At 54.6% G+C, this 22333-nt stretch carries 1 protein-coding gene; it reads right to left on the bottom strand.

The genetic code is table 11. From position 1 onward, the window contains the following. Positions 1-155 precede the first annotated feature (155 nt). Positions 156-21866, bottom strand: coding sequence for a tandem-95 repeat protein (locus MFFC18_RS10745; protein ID WP_075086540.1), 21711 nt, complete (start codon positions 21864-21866; stop codon positions 156-158). Between the last annotated feature and the right edge of the window lie 467 nt (positions 21867-22333).

Here is a 22333-nt window from a genome sequence, read left to right as displayed (position 1 = left end):
CATGAAACGGTAGAGGCGGAAATTTGACGCGTGAAACGTTTTGAAAATCTACAAGTCAGTTAACCACGAACATAAGACACTGGTAAAAATGGCTTCGATCCGGTGCCGCAGGATGAAAAATGTTCCGGCTATTCCGATAATCCGGAACGCCGCACTCAATTGGCGAAGAACCCTTCAAGGTCCTCTTTCTCCGGCTGCTTCTTTCCTTCGCTGTAACCATCAAGGATCGGAAGCGGGTCGATCATTTGCCAGGCAGGAAGCTGCGACAGAGCCAACGCGACCAGTGCTCCTCCTCGGAGCGCCCACAGGACATAACCAATCGTGCCAAATGCTGTGATGGCACCGACTGTCATTTCGAAGTCGCCAATCACCGAATTATTCAGCTCGATCTCGTCCAATTGGTCAAACAGGAACTGAGCATCGAATACGGTCGAGAAAGACGAATTGGCGTTGATCCGATCCAGTTCCTCCGACGAACGGGAATCGCCAAAGTCATCGTCCTGAATGTTCTGCAGAATGACCTTCAGTACCGCTTTGGCACGATCCTGATCTGTCATCATCAGAACCAGGTCGTCGAGCTCACCGTCTGCCTGAAAGCCTTTGGTTTGCTGCAGATCGAGCACTGGTACGTTGCGTCCTTTGGGAAGCACAAAGATGCCTTTTTCCCCAGATTCTGCATCGTCTTCGTCTGACGAACCGTTGTTATTGCCGCTGCTCGATGGATCCAACGGGTTGTTGGAACCAGGATTCACCGGGTTCGTCGGATCAATTGGAGTGCCCGGTCCTGAACCAGTTGGTGTAAGCACGGCTGCCACGGTGATTTGAACAGACGTCGCCGAACTGGCGATACCGTCCGAGGCCACGTAAGTGAAGGTATCCGTCCCCGCGAACCCGGCGTTGGGAGCGTAAACGAACTGGCCGTTGTCAAGAAACGACAGTGTTCCGTTGACCGGTGACGACAACAGAATCGCCGTCAATGCCGAGTTCTCAATGTCAAAGTCATTCTGCAATACGCCTTCGAGAGAAATTAGCGGCAATCCCGGAATAACCTGGAAAAAATCCTGAGCCACAACTGGTGCGTCATTGACGGGAAGGATGTTGACCGTGACCACAGCACGCGACGTTCCGCCGTTGCCATCGTTGGCCTCGTACTGAAACGTCTCGGTGCCGTGGTAGTTTTGCGCTGGTTGATAGTCAAACGAACCATCCGGATTGACGGAAACGGTTCCACCTCGATTTGGTGAAGAAACAACGGAGACAGAAAGCGAATCTCCGTCTTCATCGGTATCGTTGGACAGGACCTGCATTCCGCTGTAGGCCGTGTCTTCGGAAACGGTATATGCGTCCGACTGAACAACCGGAACATCGTTCACCGGGTTGATGGTCACATCAAAGACCTGTCCGACCAACGTTTCGCCCTGTCCGTCCGAAACGCTGAACAGAAAAGCGTCTGACGTCGTGCTGGTGCCGGAATGCGTGTATTGAACTCGGCCGTTGTTGACGGCTTGCTGAGTAAAACTGTCGCCGATCGTCACCGGAGAGCCGTCGAGATACAAAGTTCCGTTGACCGGCAATGAGTCAATTGTGTAAACCAGTTCGTTCGCAATCTGTTCTTGATCTGTCGTATTCAAAAACACGTTGTCGATCACGATGTTCTGACCTTCATTGACAATGGCTGCGCGATTCTCGACGACCGGTGCGTCGTTAATGTCAACGACACTGACCAAAACCGTTTCATCATGAAAAAGTCCTCCGGAGTCTACGGCTCTCACGACAACGTTGTAGCTATCCTTGGTCTCGAAATCGATCACCCCGTCATCGATCAACAAATCATTTCCGTTGATTGAGAAATTGCCCGCGTCGGGCCCGCCGACGATCAAGTAAGTAAACGTTTCGCCCGCATCAACATCAGACGTCATCAGCGTCGCAACAACGTAACCTCCAGTGGTGTCAATGTTCTCTGTGATCAGCACGCTGTCTGGAGACGTATCTGTAGGTGCGTCGTTGTCCGCGGCGATATCGACATCGGCAGATCCGAGATCGATGTCGCTTCCACCACCAACTCCCGTGTTGCCGTTGTCATTGATCCGCACCGTGATCACGTCCTGCCCCGCGCCGTTGAGATCCGCGGTCGGGTGCAGATAGGAGATCGCGTCGACATCGAGGTAGGCGTTTAGATCCTGGATGGTCCCCGTGAGCGTCAGTTGGCTGGTTCCGCTTCCGGCGACGGTGACAAAACCCGTAGCTCCTACCGGAACTCCGCTGGTCGCGAACAGTTCACCTCCAGTGGACGTTGCCAGTGTCAGCGTAAGCTGTCCTCCGTTCGCATCAACGTCCTGCAGATCGATCGATGCAAGATTAATGGCAGAAACAACATCTTCGGCTACGTCGACCGTGGATGGGAAAGTTCCGCTGTTAAAAGGGTCATCGTTGATCGAGCCGACATTGATGTTAAGCACGTCGACGTCGGTCAAGTCGCCTCCACCGGTGTTGCCACGATCGTTGGTCGCGACTTCGATCGATGCCGGTCCATAAAAGTTCGCGTTCGGAACAAACTGTAGGCCATCAAGAGCGTTGTAGATGTCGGCGTTGGAGCCCTCGATTGTCACCATCGCAGAACCGTCTCCGCTGACGGTCAGTCCAGTGGTCGTGGCCAGATTCAAGACTCCGTTGGTCGCGGTCAGCCTCACTTCGATCACTCCGCCAAAGGCGTCAACGTCGTTGATGCTGATATTGTTGCCGTTCGCCGCAGACAAAACGAGGACGCTGTCTTCCTGGACCGACTGAGTCGATGGAAGTTGATTCATCGGAGCGTCGTTGACTGCTCCCACGTTGATCGTGGCAGTCGCGGCAAGTGATGAATCAAGACCTTGATCGTCAGTCGCAGTAAAACCGAAAGTCGTCAATCCGTTCCAGTTGGCATCGGGAACGAAGTACAGCGACAAGAGGTTGCCAGTTGCAGCGTAGTCGACACCGGCAGCGATGGGCGTCGTCGCTGAAGCATCGGTATACAAGATTCCGTTGGCGGGCAAGTTGTTCAGATTGAAACTGGCAACCGTTCCATCGATGTCATTGGCGGCCAGTTCGATTGCGACGCCGACGTCTTCGTTAGTTGAAGCGCGAGCGTTCGGCGCCGAAGGTGCGTCGTTGACCGCAGACACGTTTATCGTGACCTGATGCATCACCGATGTGGCTCCATCACCGTCGGTCAACTCGAACGTGGCAATTCGTGCTCCTTCGACAGGATCAACGTCGTTCAGGTTCTCAAAGGTGACTGCCTGGACAAGGGACGAAACGACATCAGCATCTGCGAGCGAATTGAACGTCACCGTCAGCGGCACACCACCCTGCCCTCCGGCAAAGGTTCCGACGACGACTCCGCCCCATGTAACATCGTTTCGATCCAGCCCGACCTGGCCAGGACCGGTGCCTTGATTGAGCAATGACAATTCATCGTCGGACAGATCGGAGCCGCTTAGCTGTACTGTTAGTGTTCCGGCATCGAAGTCTGCTGAATCTGCATCGGTAACGACTGCGTCGGAGAGCTGGTCGAGGACTCGTTCGCCATCGCCCTCTGCGTAGTTGAGCACGTCGCCGTCAAGTCCGCTGATTTGCGGGGCGTCGTTGATCAGATTGATTGCGAGATCGAAAGTTTGTACGCCGGAGAAATTCCCTGCTCCGTCGTCAACGGTGAATTGGAAACTGTCGTCAGCGATTTCGCTACCGTCGTGCACGTAGACGACGTCACCGGAATCGATTTGAGCCTGAGTAAAGCTGAGAATCGGCGTCGTGGCGTCTGAAGCAAACGCGAGATGACCGTATGCCGGATCGGTGACAACGTTGAATCGCAGCATCGTTGGCGATTGAAGCGAATCAGCGTATTGCAGTTCTGCTGACGTGATCGTATCGACGCCGCCTTCGACAACCACGCTTCCCGTGTTGGAAATTTGGTTTGGCGAAACGGAATCGGGAACAATATCGATGCGAGACGTTGCCGTCACCGAGCCCGCATTCTGATCCGTTGCGGTGACTTCGATGACTCGTTCCATTAACCCCGGAACGGTCGATGTGTTGTCATAGACAACGGTCTCCAGCACCGCTTGAAAATCGGCCAAGCTGCCCGTCGTCGATGTGATCCGAAGCTCTCCTGTCGCGCTGTCGTAAACCTGGCTGAAGCTTGGATATCCAGTCAAATCTGCAAGCAACGATTCTGCAGCTCCATCTTGCAGGTTCGAAATTTGAATGCTTAATTGACTGAGCGAATCGCCGTCAACATCGCTCAGCACCGAACCGTCGGTGATCAAAACGGGGCTGCCGCCAGCAGCAAATGTCGTATCGTAATCTCCAGCCAATGCTGCTCCGCTACTGTCGTCAGCATCGAGATCAAGCACTGGCGCGTCGTTGGTCGAAGTGAAATCGACGTCTTTCGAAGCCACGTTGCTGGTGCCGCCATCGCCGTCCGTGACAACGGCTTCGATCGTTCGAATTCCGGTTACCGGATCGTCTGAGTTATTGAAGATGCCGATCGCCTGATAGATAGCTTCGACATCTGCGACCGTCGCGTTGCTGTTGAAGTCAATCACCACAGGACCGGTGACGCCTGGAGCCTGCAATCCGGTTGGATAGTTGCTTGAACCAACGATGACGCCGCCGACAAGCACGTCGCTTCCGGAAGTCGAAACGCCACCCAAACCTGTCAGCACGAGCCCGTGGCCGGACGGATCTGGCGTCGAGGTTACGGAGATCGTCAGCCTGCCGCCGTCGAAGTCAGGACTGTCAACATCGGTCAAAGTTCCTCCATCGAACACGATCACGCCGTTGCCTTCTGAAACTGTCAGGCCAACAATGCCTTCGGTCAGATCCGGCGCATCGTTCTGTTCGAGCACCTCTACTGACGTAGAGTACGTTGACGAGATTCCTCCGTCGCCGTCCGTAAGAGCAAACTGGACGTCGCGGATACCGCTGGTTGGACTGCTGGTGTCGGTGTTCTCAAAAGTGATCCTTTCGACCAAAGCTGCGACGGCGTTGGCGTCTGCGTTGGCGTTGAGCGTGATCTGAAGTTGCGTTCCGGCAGAGCCACCAGTCGCTGTACCGATGGCGGTTCCACCAAAAGTTACCGTTCCAGCATTGAATCCGATTTCTCCAACGGCGCTTCCTTCATTGAGCACAGAGAGCACATCCTCAGCAGCGTCGCTGCCTGAGTTGAATGAAACTGTTAGCGTGCCTCCATCAAAGTCAACTGAATCGACGTCGGTGACCATGACATCGCCCGACTGCTCAATAATGACCGCACCGGAATCTTCCAGATAGACCAAAGAATCGCCATCCAAACTGTCGATCGTCGGCGCATCGTTCGTCGGAAGAATCGTGATTTGCATGCTATGTGAACGTGAGTCAGCACCACCGTTTGCGGTACCTCCATCGTCGACGACATCGAACTCAAAGAACGTCACCGTGTTGTTGATGGATTCAGTTGACGGATCGAACTGCATTCCCTGAATCTGGGTTTCGGTATAAAACCCGGTGGTCACCGATGTGACGCCATCCGCGAGGTAGATCGTCCCCGTTGTCGGACTCGGAACCACAGTCACTTGATACGTTAGCGCTTGACCAGCCTCATCGCTTCCTCCACCTGTTCCGTGTGTCAGTCCTGCCAGTCCTAGCGACGTCGGCCCGCTGTCTTCATTGACCGTCAAGTTGGAGACCGAGCCGCCAGTTTGCACAGGTGCGTCATTGACCGGATCAACCGTGATAGCGATGGAACGCGACGCAACAGAAGCACTCGTAGTCAGGTCATTGATTTCCGCTGTCGTGAGTGCCGACGAGTAGATGCGGACGTCGTCAACCCGTCCGTCTAGATCAAAACCGGTAGCGCCAGTTACCGGAGAGCCGATTCGAACTTCAGAAGCCGAGAACACCAGGTCCTGAATGTTGGTGGTCATACCGATCCGAACTCCATCGAGGTAGAGTTCCTGTACGTTGTTCGCGCTATCAACGACGAACGCGACGTGCCGCCAACCAGTGCCTTCGATGTTGACATTGGAGGAGATGTTGTGCATCGCCACGCCATCGGAATAAGCCCCTACAATTCCTGCTCCGCCACCACCGTTCTGGTCCAGTCGCAGGTACAGATCGTCGCCGAAAGAAACCAGTTCCGATCCGTTTACGTCGGCGTTGGCCAGATTGACCCACGCCGCAATCGTGACTTGCGAAGTCACGCCAAGGTCGGAAGGAATCGAGACATGAGCTCCCGATCCGTCCAGCGACAGCACTTCGCCTCGTGTGGCATCACTGACAGTCGTGGCCGAACCGACGAGCACGCCGTCTTCGTTGTTGCCGCTTTGGTCGTTGGCATTGCCGGATTCAAAGCTGTACGAACCGCTGGCTCCTGAGGTGTCGCCGACGACAACATTCAGGCTGTCGCTGCCTACGTAGTCAACGGTTGGCGTGTAGCTCAATCCATCCAGTGCAGCGTTGATGTCACTTTCGAGTCCGGAGAGTGTCATGCTGGACGATCCATCGCTGCCGGCTTCGAAAGTAATTCCATTGGTCGATGACAAGTCCAACGAGCCGTTTGCAACACTCAACGAGACCTCAATCACACTGTCTCCCGCCACGCCATCATCAACCTGGATAACGTTCGCGCCGGAGTAAATGTAGGAAACTTCTTCGTTGGTCGTCGAACTCGCTGGAGCAGTAATGCCCGAGTTGTTGATCGGCTGAATCGTCACCGAGGTGGAACCCGTTGTCTGCCCTGCTCCGCCAGACCCTTGGGCTCCCGTGTTGCCGTCGTCAAACACCCAGTCGATCTGGACGTTTGAAGGAGGGCTATTGCTGGATTCTTCATACTGAATCTGTTGCATCACGGACTGGATTGAAGCCTGATCTGCATTGGCGTTGAACGTGAGAAGTAATACGCCGCCGCTGTTGGTCGTCACGATTCCAATATCGGTTGCGTCCACCGTTAGAACTCCGCCTTCGACCAATGCCGCCAGAGTTCCCGACCCTGAGAAGGCGTCATTGGGGCTAGCGCCACCGTTTCGCACAAGCGTTAAGGTGGCTCCGTCGTAGACGTCACCGAAAGTATTGCCAAGCTCTTCGTCGAATACCGTTGCATCGCCATCGAGAACAACTGGCGAACCGCCTTCGATGTAAGTCGGTGTGCCGTCCAAATTCCCGAAAATCGGCAAGTCATTGACGGGAGATATTGTGAAGTCAAACGTCTGAGTGCTTGACGCGTTGCCTTGACCATCATCGACTACGAAAGTGAAACTATCCGAACTTGTTTCGCTACCGTTGTGAACGTAAGTGATATTTCCCGCGTCGATGTCGGCTTGTGTAAAGCTGGAAACGGTGATTCCGAAAAGCTGCAAACTACCATGGCTTGGCGGGGCGGATACGGTGTAGGTGACTGAGCCTGCGTTCTGCTGGTCGTCGGCAAACTGCAACTCTGTTGAAGCGAACATGTAAGTGTTGCCTTCGAACAGCGTAGCCCCTGTGTTGACCGTCTGAGTTGGGGGAGCCGCATCGCCGGTGATTGCCACATTGGCCGTCGCGATCAAGCTGTCGTCCGTGCCATCGTTAGCCGTAAAATTAACGATCCGCGTGGTCGAATCTGGAGTCGCAGACTGGTTTTCGTACGCGATCGAATTAAGCACCGACTGGAAATCTGCATTGGTTGCCGAGCCGCCGTTGGAAAAGACCAGCGTTCCGGACGCGACCATATAAGACACGTTGAGACCGCCAGAATTTGTATAGCTCAAACGCTCAAGGCTACCGTCCTGCATGTTCACAATTTGGACGGTCAACGATTGAAGTGTGCTATCGATATCGTCGAGGGATGCTCCATTGGTCAACGGAACCGGAATTCCACCAGCATCGAAACTTGTATCAAAACCCGTTCCTGTCGTGCCGCTACTATCGTCCAAATCGAGATCGATGGTGGGTGCATCATTGACGGGAGTCACGTCGACCGCCACGTTCGCAACATCCGTCAGGTTGCCTCCGCTACCGGTGTTGCCCTGGTCATCGACGGTGAACGTAAGTTGGTCCGTTCCATCGAAATTTACGTCACCAACGTAAACCAGTCCCTCGAGCGCTGTGTTGATGTCAGTGAGTGTGCCAGTGAAGGTGATGTTTGCGGAACCGTTGCCAATCAGACTGTTCAGCCCTGAGGTTGAGCCCAGTGTGATCGTTCCGTTGGCGACCTGCAGGCTCATCGACAGCTCCGCACCGTTGGCATCGTTGTCCGCAATCGTGATCGCATTCCCATTGGCAGTGCTAAAGACCAGACTGGCTTCCTCAGCGACGGTTTGCAAAGCATAATCGCTGTTGAGCAAAGCGAAATCCTGCCCGCTGTTCTTAGCGCCGAAGGTGCTGTTGGCTTCAGTCACCCAACCGCCGTCGGTCAACTGCATCGACGTTCCTTCTGACGTCGTTAAGTCGCTTTCAGCAACTCCGATATCAACGGATGTCATCCCCGCCGCGGCGCCATTGTTGGCCGTGAACTGGCCTTCCCAACTGAGGAACTGAACAACGTTGCCCATGTCATCGACGAGGGCGACGCCGTCCGGGCTACCGTTTTGAAGTCCATTGAGCGGATAGTTGACGACGAAGGTGCCGAAGCCGTTGCCTTGATCCGCGACAATGCCAGAAAGACTATCGGTCGCGTAGACTGTCGAACTGACACCGTTGTATCGCACCAATGTCCATCCAGCCAGGTTCGTGCCCGCTGGCGCGGCAATTTCGATGGCTTCTCCGTCGTCGTCACCAATGTCGTCGTAGTGGATCTCGTTGATGAATGGAGTGGCAACACTGGTCGTCCCAACAAACTCGGGCGCGTCGTTGACTGAGTTTACGTTCAGGGATGCCGTTTGAGTTTCAGTGCTGAATGCGGATGATCCGCCGCCACCCCCAACACCTACAACGTCGCCGGCAACGTCCGCTCCGCTTCGATCCCAGGCATGAAAAACGATATCGCCTGAGCTACCCGAAAAATTGGCATCGGGAACGAAACGCAACATCGAGACTGGGCTTAAAAGCAAAGCCTCACCCACCCCCAGCGATGGAGTATTTGACCATGCGTCACCGCCAAGGACTTTGTACTGCCACACCCCGTTCGTGTTGTCGAAAGAAGTCAGAGCGATGCCTTCGAAAGCTCCGTCGTCGATGTCGTCAATTGGGTTGCCGCCCGCGCTTGCGATGATGCTATTGACCGAATCTCCGGCCGGATTCGCAGCATCTTCGTCGATATCTGTCAGCGACATGGTTCCCGAATTGTCGAGCAATGGTGCATCATTGAGTCCATTGATCGTTACGGTGACCGTCGCCGTATCGCTGCCTCCATTGCCATCGTTGACCTCGTACGTGAACGTGTCGGTCGCGAATTCTCCGGCCGCGAGATTCTCATAGATACCGCTCGGATCATAAACGAAATCGCCTGTCGCGTTGAGCGTTAAGCGGGCTCCCGCTGGCAACGCAAAAGTCGAACCAACGTTTGCGGGGTCTCCATTGACATGGGTAACGATGAGCGAATCGCCGTCCGCGTCGTAGTCGTTGACAAGCACGCCTGCTGCAATATCGACGTTGAGAAGATTGTTTTGATCCGTCACATAGCCCAGTCGAGTCGGCGCGGTCCCTGCACCGCCATCGATCAACGTTCCATCGTTGCCGTTGCTCGAAAGGTCGGCAATCCCGGAACCTGTTCCGTCACCCAATGACCAGTATCCCGCCAGGCCAGTTTCGCTACCTGTCAATTTCGTATCGTAGTTGGCGAGAATCTCAGCTTCGGTACGGACGTCATTCCAGATACGAACATCATCAATCACGCCGTTGAAGAACTTGTCTGCTTCATTATTTTCGCGACCGCCGATACGCAACGAATCCAGCGTGGCATGGGCGTCTCCAATCACGCCTGACCCATAGTAGACTTCGACGACATTTCCGTTGATGTAGGTAGTGACCGTCCCGTTGTCATAGCTGACCGCGACGTGCGTCCACTCTCCGTTGGTCACTGTATAGCCGGTATCATGCCAGGACCAGCCAGGATCGGTATTGGCAAACCCCCAATAGATTCGATTGTCAGCAAGGATGGCGACTTCGTATTCCCCCTCTTTGTTGATAATCATTCGATTGACATTGGTGGAAGCTTCGGACTTGATCCACGCCTCCATCGTCATCGTGTTCGTCATCGTCAGTTCCGGGCTGTCAGCGATTTCGACATAGTCATCGATTCCGTCCAGCACCACCCCCGATGCGTCATCAACCGCGATCGGTGGCGCGGCATCAACAGTTGTGATGGTGACGTCCTTCGAGATAATGTTGCTGATCCCGCCATCGCCATCGGTCAATACAAAGTCAACAGTTCGAACGGTCGTCGCTGGAGTCGTGGAGATGTTGTGGTAAGTCAGGTTCTGTAGCAATGCCTGAGTAGCCACGGCGTCCGCATTTGCGTTCAGGCTGATGATGAGAGAATCTGTCTCGCTCAATCCACCAGAGAACGAACCGATGACCACGCCTTCATAGGTAACGTCGCTGCCGCTGAGTCCGATTTGGCCCGCGCCGACGCCTCCGTTAAAGATTGATATTCGATCGCCGTCGGCACCACCAGAACTGAAGGAAACTTCAATGACTCCAGTCGCGAAATCTGACGAGTCTCCATCAAACACTGTGATTGTCGAGTCGATAATGACCGGCGAGGATCCTTCGGTAAAGTCGACCGGCGTGCCTGAGTTCGCCATTGCAGGCGGAACGTTACCACCGGAGTTGGTCACAATCAGACTAAATGCATCCACGTTCTCCGAGGTGTCGTCAAAGTTCGCGTTGCCATCGCCGTCGAAGAAAACTGCTGCGTTGGCGGCCGCAGTGCCTCCGCCATATGTCGTCGCGGTAAACTCAAGGCTGGCGATATCGTTCTGTTGCACCGAAACTGAGTTGCTACCAATTGCAGCGTCGTTGGTTTGGAGCGTAACAAGGATTGAGCCGGAATTCAAAGTCTCACCGCCGACGACTGTACCTGACTCAATCAGTTCCAGGCCAGTGATAGGTCCCTCAATGTTGACGTCAGAACCCTCGACCAACAAATGCGAGGTGTCGTTGCTGATGTCGTACCAGAAAACGTCGTTGGCACTCAACGAATCACTAAACAGGAAATCTCCGGCGGCAACAAACGTGTCACCGATCAGCGTTGCGTTCTCGACCAAAGTGATTGCCTGGACAGGCGAACCGGGAGCGACCATCACCTGACGGAAGTATCCGCTGCTGTAGTCTTCAGAAACTTCGGCTCGGAAAACATAGATATCTCCCGCATTGGAGGCGATGTTGTTGGACCACCCAACCGGAGCTCCTGTCGCAGTGTTGCTGAACGATTCTGCTGCGTTGGTCACGAACAGAATGTCGCCAGCCAGCAAGTCGATGCTTCCGCCGAAAACTCCGGCGCCGTTAATCGTGGCGTCGTTGGTCACGAAGTGCAAAGCGGTCAGATCAACATCCGAGTCCGCCGCGAAAGTGTCGAAATTATTGATGAGATTGAAGACGCCGTCCGTATCGTTTTCACCGAAGCTCAGACTCCCGGTATCCCGCATGCTAATTACGGAACCGTCCGACCAGGAAGGCAAACCTGCAACATCGCTTTGTGGGTTCATGTAGGCCGGACCGACATCATCTGTCGTGGAAAGTATCAACTTGACAACGCCAGGGTCGATGTCGATGCTCGCAGTTTCCGTAGCAGTGCTGAAAGCAGTGTCACCACCGTTGGAGGATGCGTCGACTCCCGATGCACCTGAAAAATTCCCATCTGTGGTGTCCCAAGCGCGATACGTAAACATCGAACTGCCGCTGTAACCTGCGTCAGGCACAAAGCGGATCAAGTCGTTTGCTGATTCCCCCAGAACCGTGGCTGAACTGTCCGATACTGCCACAAACGCCGTCCAGTTCGTGCCTCCGTCAATGGAATATTCCCAGGTTCCGTTCGCGTTGTCGACTGAGGTGACTGCGACGCCCTCGACCGGGCCGGCGTCGACGTCAGTGATCGGATCGCCACCTGCACTGGCTATGATCGCCGAAACCAAATCGCCAGAAGGATCCGTGTCGTTTTGCAGAATACCGGTCAGCTGAGAATCGCCCGCCACATCCAACACCGGTGCGTCATTGACGGGGTCAATGGTCAACACTGAAACCGCATACGCAGACGATTGGCCTCCACTATCGGCAACACTGAATTCGAATTCAATATCCGCGGCTACGGTATCATCGCCAAGATTCTGATACTGAAGCGAACGTAAAAGCAGTTGAACATCCGCTTGTGGGATCGGAATTCCCGCACCGGCATCGTTCGCGAAACTCAGTGCGTCGCCGCCATCGTAATTGTAGACAAACGTCGTTCCACCAACCGTAACGGTTCCTACCGCCGCCACTCCACCGGTGACCGATTCTCCGCCGAAGATCAGAAGTTCGGATGCGGCTGTCACCTGGAATCCGATTGCGTCCAGGTTGATCGAAACGATATCGCCTTCGCCAGAATCATTTACCGTCACGTTGGGCGCGACAAAGGTGGCTGCATCATTCTCGGAGTAGTTCAGCGCGTGATCCAATCCCGCGCCGGCACCGTTGAGATCAATTTCGGGGGCGTCGTCGACGTTTGCTACAGAGATCACTGCCGAAAGAGTATCGTTGCTGAATGCGGTGGTGCCTCCCAACGAACCCGGATTGACCCTGTCCCCTGCGGCGCCAGATGTTTGGTCCCACGCGCGGAATCCGATATTTGAGAATCCTCCCGAATTGCCGTCAGGATTCAGTCGCAGCATGTCCGTATCGCGCAGAAGTAAAACGCTTGTGGCGTTTACTGTTCCGACTTGACTCCAGTTCGAACCACCGTCCAGAGAGTACTCCCAGGTTCCAGAATTTTCGTCGCTCACGAAGATTGCGATTCCCTCGGGATCACCGTCGGCATCCGTGATCGGGTCGCCGGCCGTAGCGAGAACGTCACGGACTGTTTCGCCAGCGTTATCAATATCGTCTTCGGTGATCGAAGTGAAGGCGGGCACGACTGCATTGGAAAGCACTGGCGCGTCGTTGGCCGGGACAACTGCGACCGAAGCTATGGCCACTGCCGAGGTTTTGCCAGTTGAGTCGGTGGCTGTGAAAGCAAACTCGCGATTGACGGCAGTCGGATCCTGACTGGTGTTTTGATAGTTAACGGAGCGTACCAGCAGCTGCAAATCCGCTTCCGGCATCGGAACCGTGGCTCCTGCGGAGTTCGTAATTGTGATCGTGGTGTCACCATCGTAGTCGACCCGGAAGGTTGTACCGCCGAATGTATCGCTGCCGATTAACGTAGTTCCCCATGGAAAACTTCCAGAACCATTGGAGATTCGCTCGCTCGCGCCGTCGGTACCGAATCCGGAAATCTCAATTACCAGTTGTGTAACGTCGCTCTCACCAAAGTCAGTCACCACAGCATCGGGAGCAACTTGCAAGAACCCGCCATCTTCGTTGAAGGTCACGTTGCTGTTGAGTCCGGCTGCGGCACCGTTGAGGTCGATTGAAGGTGTCGCCGCATCGGCAAAGTCAATCAAACTGGTCGCGACCAGGCTGTATCCGGTCCCATCGGTGGCAACAACTTCAATGATGCGTTGGGTGGTATTGGGCGTGGCTGCAACGTTTTCGTACGTCACCGTGTTCAGGGCGTTGAGGAAGTCAGCATTGGTCGCGCTGCCTCCGTTGAAAAAACGAATGACGCCAGTGCTGGGCGTGTAGGACGAGCCAATCGTTCCACCTGAACTGTAGGAAAGAACTTCGTCAACGCCGTCGGCGATGTTGGCGATCCTGACTTCCATTTGCTGGATAACTCCATCCACATCGGTCAAAATCGCATCGGAATCCGAAATCCTGACAGGCGAAACTCCATCGAATGTTGCGGCGAAGCCAATGCCAACTGCAGTACTATCGTCGCCGTCGAGGTCAATCGTGGGGGCGTCATTCACCGCGATTAAGTTAACTGTCGTCGTTCCAACCACGGTGAGTGCAGAACCGTCTCCCTGCGTTGCGCCGTCGTTTCCATCGCTGAAACTCCATTCGATATCAACGCTCGAAGGAGGCGCATCGCTGAAGTTGCGATAGCCAATCAGCCCCATGACTTCGTTGACTTCCGCGTTGGTGACTCCTGCGTCGAACGTCAGGACAAGTCGACCGGGAGTGTACGTATACGTTCCTCGCTGAGCGCCGGAGACTTCAAATGTGCTTCCTGTAAAAAACAGGTCGCCAGTACGGTTGAAGCCGTCATCGGGATCCACTCCGCCAACACGCTGGAGCGTTAGTGTGGCTCCTCCAAAGTCATCGATTCCCGAAAGTTCGGTGTCAAATATCGACACGTCCGAATCGAGCACGACGACTGAACCGCCTTCAGTGAACGTTGGGCTTTCATCGAGTGACGACGCACCGAATATACTGTTGGTCGCTCCATCGGAATCCAGCTTTGACAAAAAGACATCAGTAGATGTAGTGCCGGAAGTTCCTGCAACAACAATGCTTCCATCCGTAGCAAGGCTGATCGAATGAGCCAGATCGTCGTCGCCAGTAGGATCTGCGCGAAAGACACCGTCGCCATCGAAGGTCGTGTCTAAAGTACCATCTGTGTTCAGACGAACGATCGCGTACCCGGCATCGTCTTTCGTGCTGAGCACAATTTTGCCGTCCGAGGCGATCTGGACATCGAGAACTTCGTCTGCTTCTCCAACGCCCACCAGGCGACCACCGGTGCCAAATGTGTTGTCCAGTTGACCCGTTGAGTCAATCCGCATCACCAAGGAGTCACTGCCACTGGCTCCTGCAAGGACGTACGATCCGTCGGTTTGCAAGGCGATCGAATACGGGGTATCACCGCCGCCAAAGTTAACCGTGCGGATTCCATCGCCATCGAAGGTTGTATCCAGCGACAGGTCGCCGTTAAGGCGGGTGATCTCAAAATGGCCGCCGGAATTCTGGCTCAGAGTCACGATTTTCCCATCGGACAAAAGCTGAAAGTCGACCGGGGCGAGCGCCGAGGAGATCGTTTGCCCCTGCGTTTGTGAACCACCCGTTGCATGAACAGAGACCCTCAGGTTGCCAGATGAGTCTCCTCCGACCAGCACCACGCGACCATCATAGCGTTCGTCAACGCCAGTGATATGCTCAAAGCTTCCAAGCCCTGAGATGACTCCACTGGAACCAAACGTTGTGTCAAGCGAACCATCTGTGTTGAACCGCAACGCAAAACCACTCTGGCTGCCACCATCATCCTCATAGCCGGCAGCAAGGATCTTTCCGTCACTCTGCAGTGCAACTGACGTAAAGCGATCATTCAAATTTTCATCATAGGTCGCCAGTCCGTTTGTCCCGAACGTGTTGTCGAGGGAGCCATCGGAGTTGTACCGGGCAACGACAAAATCTCCGTCGCTTTCGCCGACCACTACGGTGCGACCGGACGCGTCCAGAATCGAATCGTAAACTGCGTCATCGCCACTGGACCAATCGGCCGCGAGTTTTCCCGGAACAGAAAATGTCGGAGCATCGTTGACCGGATCAATGGTGATGGCGACACTGTCCGAGGCCTCGGTCTGATCAGTGGCAAGGGCTGCAATCTCTTCTGCCGCAAGAGCCCGCGAATAGATGCGAGCGTCGTCGATCTGGCCCGCGAAATCGTAAGCTGAACTGTCGTCACCGTGTCCGCCGATAACGGTTGTGGAACCCTGGTCATAGGCGATCGAACTGGCATCATTTCCGCTCGCGACGAGTGCGCCGTCCAGATATATCTGTTGGGTATCCGTTGCGTCATCAAAGGTCACGGCGACATGGCGCCATCCTGTTCCAGCAATTGCTTCCTCAGTCGTGACGGAAGAGAAATCCGTGCCGTTGCTGTAGAACAACGTCAGTCCTGTCGAGTCAAGCTGATTCTCGGCTCGAATGCCAACATTGTTTCCAAGACTGATAATTTCGGCGTCGGTGGCACCTGCGTCGACGTTGATCCATGCGGCCAAAGTCAGACTTGGCGGCTGTCCAAAGTCAGAACCGATCGACACGTATTGGCCGGTTCCATTGAGATCGAGCACATCGCCACGCTGCGGATCGCTGATAATGCTTGGCGATCCTGCCGGTAATCCGTCTTCGGATGAGCCAATGCTTTGGTCTTCAAGGCTTCCGCCTTCGAAGGAATAGTGACCTTCAAGATCCGCTGCTCCAGAAACGGAAATGCCTAGCGTATCGGCGCCGTTGAAGTCGGTTACCGGATCGTACTGTAGACCATCGAGCGCGGTATTGATGTCGCTTCTGAGACCTTCGATAACAAGGCCAGACGTTCCATCGGCACCATCAACGATTGTAATTCCCACGGTGCCGGCGAGAGTCAGTGAACCACTGGACACCGACAGGCTGACTTGCAACCTTGTGTCTGAAGCAATCCCGTTGTCAATTTGGATGACATTGGCTCCCGAATACACCAACGTTATGTCTTCGTCAGTTGCTACCGAGTTAGGCGCTGTGACCGAAGCAACAACCGGATTGAGAATGTAGACAAGCTTGCTGTCAAAAGTTGACAAATTCCCACCAGAACCTTGACTTCCGTCATTCCGGTCGTTGAATGACCATTGGATCCCAACGCTACCGGGAGGATCGGTGCTCGTATTCTCATAAGCGATCGACTGCATGACTTCGTTGACTTGCGCGTTTGTCACGCCTGCATCGAACGTTATGTACATCTGTCCCAAAACCTGGACAACGGATCCAACACGGATCGAAGACAACTCGACGGCTCCTCCCGTGAACTCAAGATTGCCGGTACCACTGAAAACATCGTCGGCGTTGAATCCGGTACTTCGTTGCAAAAGCAAAGTCGCGCCGCCAAAATCGTCAATCGATGAAAGTTCGTCGTCGAAAATCTCAACGTCAGGATCTAGCACTACCGGCGAGCCGTTGGCAACAAATGTGGAAGTGCCATCAAAAGTGTTTTCCACGTCGAATCGACCGTCGAGTCCGCCCGCGCTATCGTAGCGGGCAACGAATGTGTCTCCGCTGAATCCGTCTGTGCGGCCAGCGACTATGATGCTGCCTTGACTGTCAATTACAACGCTGGTCGCCGCGTCTGTCGCATCCCCAATTGCGGTTCGAACGAGTCCACCAGATCCAAACGTGCCGTCCAGTGTGCCGTCTGTATTGAATCGTATTACCGAGACATCGTTGTTGCTCCCATTGTAAGCAGCCCCAACAGCTACCACTTTTCCGTCATCCTGAATCGCCAAATCGGAGACGGTTTCGGATGGATTTCCCGCAGCCGCCGAAGCGACTCCTCCAGTACCGAACGTCGCATCCAGATTTCCGTCGGCACCCAGTTTGATCACCACCGAATCGCCATTGCCCGATGCGTCTGATGTTCCTCCAACGAATATTTCGTCGTTGCCTCCGATCACCAATGCGTTGCCATTGTCCTGACTCAAGGAAATATCGATTCCGACCACGCCCAGATTTCCGAAACTGGTATCGAGGGAGCCGTCGACATCGAGCCGTCGAATTGCAAAATCGCTATCCGCCCCGTTGTTACTACTGCCCACAAGGATCAATTTTCCGTCTGACTGAAGTGCGACCGCTGAAGCCTGTTCATCAGCAACGTCAACAGGAAGAACAACCTGACCGCCGGTCCCGAAGGAAGCGTCCAACGTTCCGTTTGTCTCGAACCTGGCGGCTATCATCTGATCCTGGCCGCCATAGTTCGCATATCCTACAGCGACGATCTTTCCATCGGGTTGAATCACGACGTCTTCAAACCAGTCGTTCGCATTGCTCACGAATTGGACTTCCTGCATTCCGTCGCCATTGAACGTCGTATCGAGAGCTCCATCCGCGGTGTATCGCAGGATGATTGCGTCAGTGGTCGAACCCGACCGGTATCCACCGACAACAATGATCTTTCCGTCTGACTGCAACGCCATTCGGTTGATTGTTTCGTTGTTCGTATTGACGCTGGTGATGACTGTTCCGTCGGTGCCGAACGTTGCATCCAATGTGCCGTCCGTATTGAATCGCGAGACTGCAAAATCGAGATCCTGCCCGGTCGTCGCCACATTGACGGCGCTGGCAACAAGGTATTTTCCATCCGGTTGGACAACGACGTCGACGGCGTTGTCATAGGCTCCGGAAAGAGTGACGATTGCAGAACCGTCGCCGGTGAAGAAAGTCGGACGCGTGTTATTTCCGAGGTCGATAGTGACCGACGTTGTTCCGACTGCCGAAAGTGGGCCGCCATCGCCCTGAGATCCTTCGTTGCCATCATCAAGCGTCCACTCAATGTCAACATTTGCAGGTGGCAAGCCACTTGAGTTGCTGTAAGCGATCGATTGCATCACTTCGTTGACTTGATCGTTAGTTGTTCCAGCCAAGAAAACGATCTGAAGCTGTCCGCGGGATTGGATCAAGTTTCCCACGACGTTCGAAGAAAGCTCGACATTGCCGCTGTTGAAAACGAGGCTTCCTGTTGCGCTAAAAATGTCTTCGTCGTTGGCGCCTCCAGTTCGCTGCAGCGTCAAGGTGGCGCCACCGAAATTATCGCCACCAGAAAGCTCTTCGTCGAAGACAGTGACATCAGCGTCCAAAACGACTGACGCCCCGCCTTCTGCGTACTCCGGATTGCCGTCGAGCGATGATTCCGGACCGAAATCGGCATCGAGGTTTCCAGAGGCGTCCATTTGGACAAGGTGAGCCGAACTACCGACTTCGCCGGAAAGCAGCAGGCTTCCGTCAGATTTCAACAACAGGTCACGTCCGTAGTCCGCGCCACCTTCGGAAACAGCTACTTCTGAAATCCCATTGGTTCCAAACGAGGTGTCAACCGCGCCTCCGCTTGTAAATTTGACGATCGCCGAGTCGGAGTCTGCGGTGACGCTATTGCTTCCGCCGACGTAGATCGCGCCTGAAGCGTCGATGACAAGGTCTTCTGCAAAGTCCAGAATCGGATCGACAACGATTCCTCCGGTTCCAAAACTTGCATCGAGTTGGAACGTGGATCCATCGATTTTGACCAATGCCGTTTGATAATCTGTACCATCGACTGATTGTCCGACCGCGACAATGTCGTCTCCAGCTGTAAGTTCGATCGCTTTGAGGTTGTCGACTCTGCCAGTCAAAATTGGGATTCGAAGAGACTGTATTGCAGAACCATCGGTGTCACGTTGCGATAAATAGAAATCCCAGGTTCCGCCACCATCGTCAGCTGAACCACCGACGATGATCTTGCCATCCGACTGAACCGCCAATGCGAGTCCACCTTCGGATTGCGATGCAGGCACAATGAACGTAAGGCCCGTGCCACCATCGCCGAACGAGGAATCCGGACTACCGTTGCTCAGAAACTTCATCAACGCGATTGACGTGGAAGTCGAAGAGAATCCGCCCGTTCCTACGGCGATGACGGATCCGTCTGCAAGCACTGCAACATCACGAAATTCATCAAAATCGCTTGCCGAGTCGAACGTTGCGATTCCGTCGGTATCGAAACTTGTGTCAAAGGAGCCGTCCGCATTGAATCGGACCACCAGTGCCTCGCTGTCGCCACCCGTGGTTGTCTGACCGACGACGACGAAGCGACCGTCATCCATTTCGTCAACAGCGTACCCAACGGAGCTGTCGCCAATTGAAGCGACGAGGTAGCCGGTTCCGTTAAACGTTGTATCGAGGGTTCCGTCAGGATTGTGCCTCGCAATCCGCAGCTGATCGTTCGTTTGGCCAATGGCAAGCAACTGTCCACTCGCGAGCTCGATCGTTTCTCCCACCGCGTCGTCGCCCGGCCCATAGTCGGGAGTGGTGATGCCGTCTGACACGACGAACGTCGGAGCAGTATTGTCAGATGACGCCATCGGATCGGCGGCGCCCAGTTCAAACGCTCCAATGTCGGGACTCGAATCGACCAGCAGGAAACCTCGGCCGTCAGTGGTCGAGCTTGAGGTGGTCGCCTCGTCAATGCCAACACTGCCTGGCAACAGGGCATGAGTCTCGACTGGTCCCCCATTGTCGGACAGCGCACCAAGCGACAGTCCGGATTGATTCAGCCTGTCTGAAACGTGATAGCCTGCACCACCTTGCGAATCCATCGCATCTTCGCCGATGATACTCTCGCCCTGTCCATCAACAAATCCAAAGACTTCCTGCCCGGAGTTGACCGCATCGTTGCCGGCGATGATCGACGTTCCGTACACGAAGTCTCCGGTCGCAACGTAGACGCCACCGCCATCGGTAGTCGCCCAATTGCCTGTGACCGTGGCGTGCTGAACGTTCGTCGTTCCGCCCGAAATCCCGAATCCTCCGCCGCGTCGTGCGTCGTTGCTCGAAACGGTGACATTGGTGAAAGAATGCGCGCCGTCGGTTGACGAAACATAGACACCACCACCATCGTCTCCTGCCGCGTTGCCAGAAAACGTAGTCGCATCAACGGTTACTGCGATACCACCATTGAGCGACAATCCACCGCCGTCATCGCCAGCCTCGTTGCCGGAAACCGTTGTACCGTAGATCGTCACGATTCCCGCATTGACGCCAATACCGCCTCCGGATGCGCCTGCGATATTATCGGAAATGATCGAATTCGAGATGTAAAGATTTCCGTCGCTGCCAATCCCGCCGTATTTGTCCGTGCTTTCGTTGCCCGTAACTACCGCCTGATCAAGAATCAGTGTTGCTCCGGACCCAACCAGAATTCCGCCACCGCCAGACGTCGAGGTAGTGTAGCCACCGGTAACGGTGATATGCTCGATGGTCGTTGTTGCACCACCAATCTGAAACACCCTGTCATTCATGCCCGAGGCGTCGATTACCGTACTGCCATCCGACATGCCGATGATCGTCACGTCGGTGTCGATATCAAGGTCACCAAGACTGTTCCCGCTTCCTGAGAGTGTCAAAGCATGCACGCCCGAACCGAGGTAAATCGTGTCAGCCGCCGAATCGGCATTCGCGGCAATGATGGCCTCGCGCAGTGAGATTCCGTCGCCTCCGTCGTCCGCGATCAGATTCGCGATCGACGAAGTGTCACCTGTGACGGCGTCCACAGTTGAGTCGACGGTAACAGTCGCAAACGTGCCGCGGTATTCGGCCTGGATGACTGAGCTAAATACCACGTCCGTTTCGATTGAACCGACGATGTATTCGAACTCCCAATCACCGTCGAGAGACTCGTGACCGGTCAAGTCATCGCTTGCCGCAACGTCGGCTCCGGTGATCGCGCTGATTTGATCGACGAGGTCCTGCCCCTCTTCGCTTGCCGCGACTTCACATCCGTAGATCAGAATGTCGGCGTTGGTAGCCAAACCCTGACTCCAACCCTTGAGCGCCGTTTCGTATTGCACCAACGATTCAGATCCAAGATCTTCCGAACCAAGTTGAATTCGATCCTGCGATCCGTGCCCGACAATATGGACAGCGCCGTAAGTGCTTAAGCCGTTGAGGTAGCTTGAGATCAATTCGATCCCGCTCTGGTTTTCTTCAACGACCAGCACGTCGTAGGCGATCGAGCCATCTCCGTCGCTGGTGATATCTTTGACTAGAGCTTCGAAGCCGTCGATTCGCTGATCGATGACGACAAGCTGCCGCGACATGGTTTCGACGTGAGCGGGTGATTCTTCGAACACGTGGGCGTCAACGACCAAACATTCGTTGACTTCATCCGCGGCGGCGGCAGGGTGAGCAAGGCTTTCGTCAAAACACAGTTCAGCGATTTCGTCGAAATCAAGTTCGTTGGGTTCAAGGTTTTCACCGGCAACGGCGAGCAAAGGAGATGCATCGTAAAGTACGCGAGCTTCTAGCGACTGCAATTCCAGGTCACTGGATTGAGCGTCGTAGGCGGTTACCAATTGAACAATTGTTTGCCAGGTCGAAGAGATCGAAAAGGAATGCGCGGGCTGCGCATTTTTACCTTGGGATGACTCAGGGTAGGCGGGTAGGTTTGGAGACATTCTGTACACTTGCAAGACCAGACGTAGCTAGCACATCAGATTGAGGATCGGGTGATGTTTGGCAATCCGGTAATGAATTTCCAGAACATCAATGCTAACGGTTGGGGGACTTGCTCAAGCCTACGTCGTATCCGCTCCGAAAATGACGAAGTGAATCGGGATGCCGACAAGTTTCAACATCGGACAACCGGCACAATTGTTACTGCCTGATCGGAGAGTCCTGCCAACAAGTTCGGACAGGCGTGGACATCAGAAAGAACGCGATCTCAACGACGTCGGCAGAGTGTCGACGAGGATCCGAGAGTAGGGAAAACCTGCAAGTAAACTTTGCGGCGCATGCCGGCGGTTCAGGATTCAATAGATGT

Origin of the sequence: Mariniblastus fucicola, assembly GCF_008087665.1 — a bacterium.
In the GTDB taxonomy this organism is placed as follows: domain Bacteria; phylum Planctomycetota; class Planctomycetia; order Pirellulales; family Pirellulaceae; genus Mariniblastus; species Mariniblastus fucicola.
This window is presented reverse-complemented; position numbering and strand designations above follow the sequence as displayed.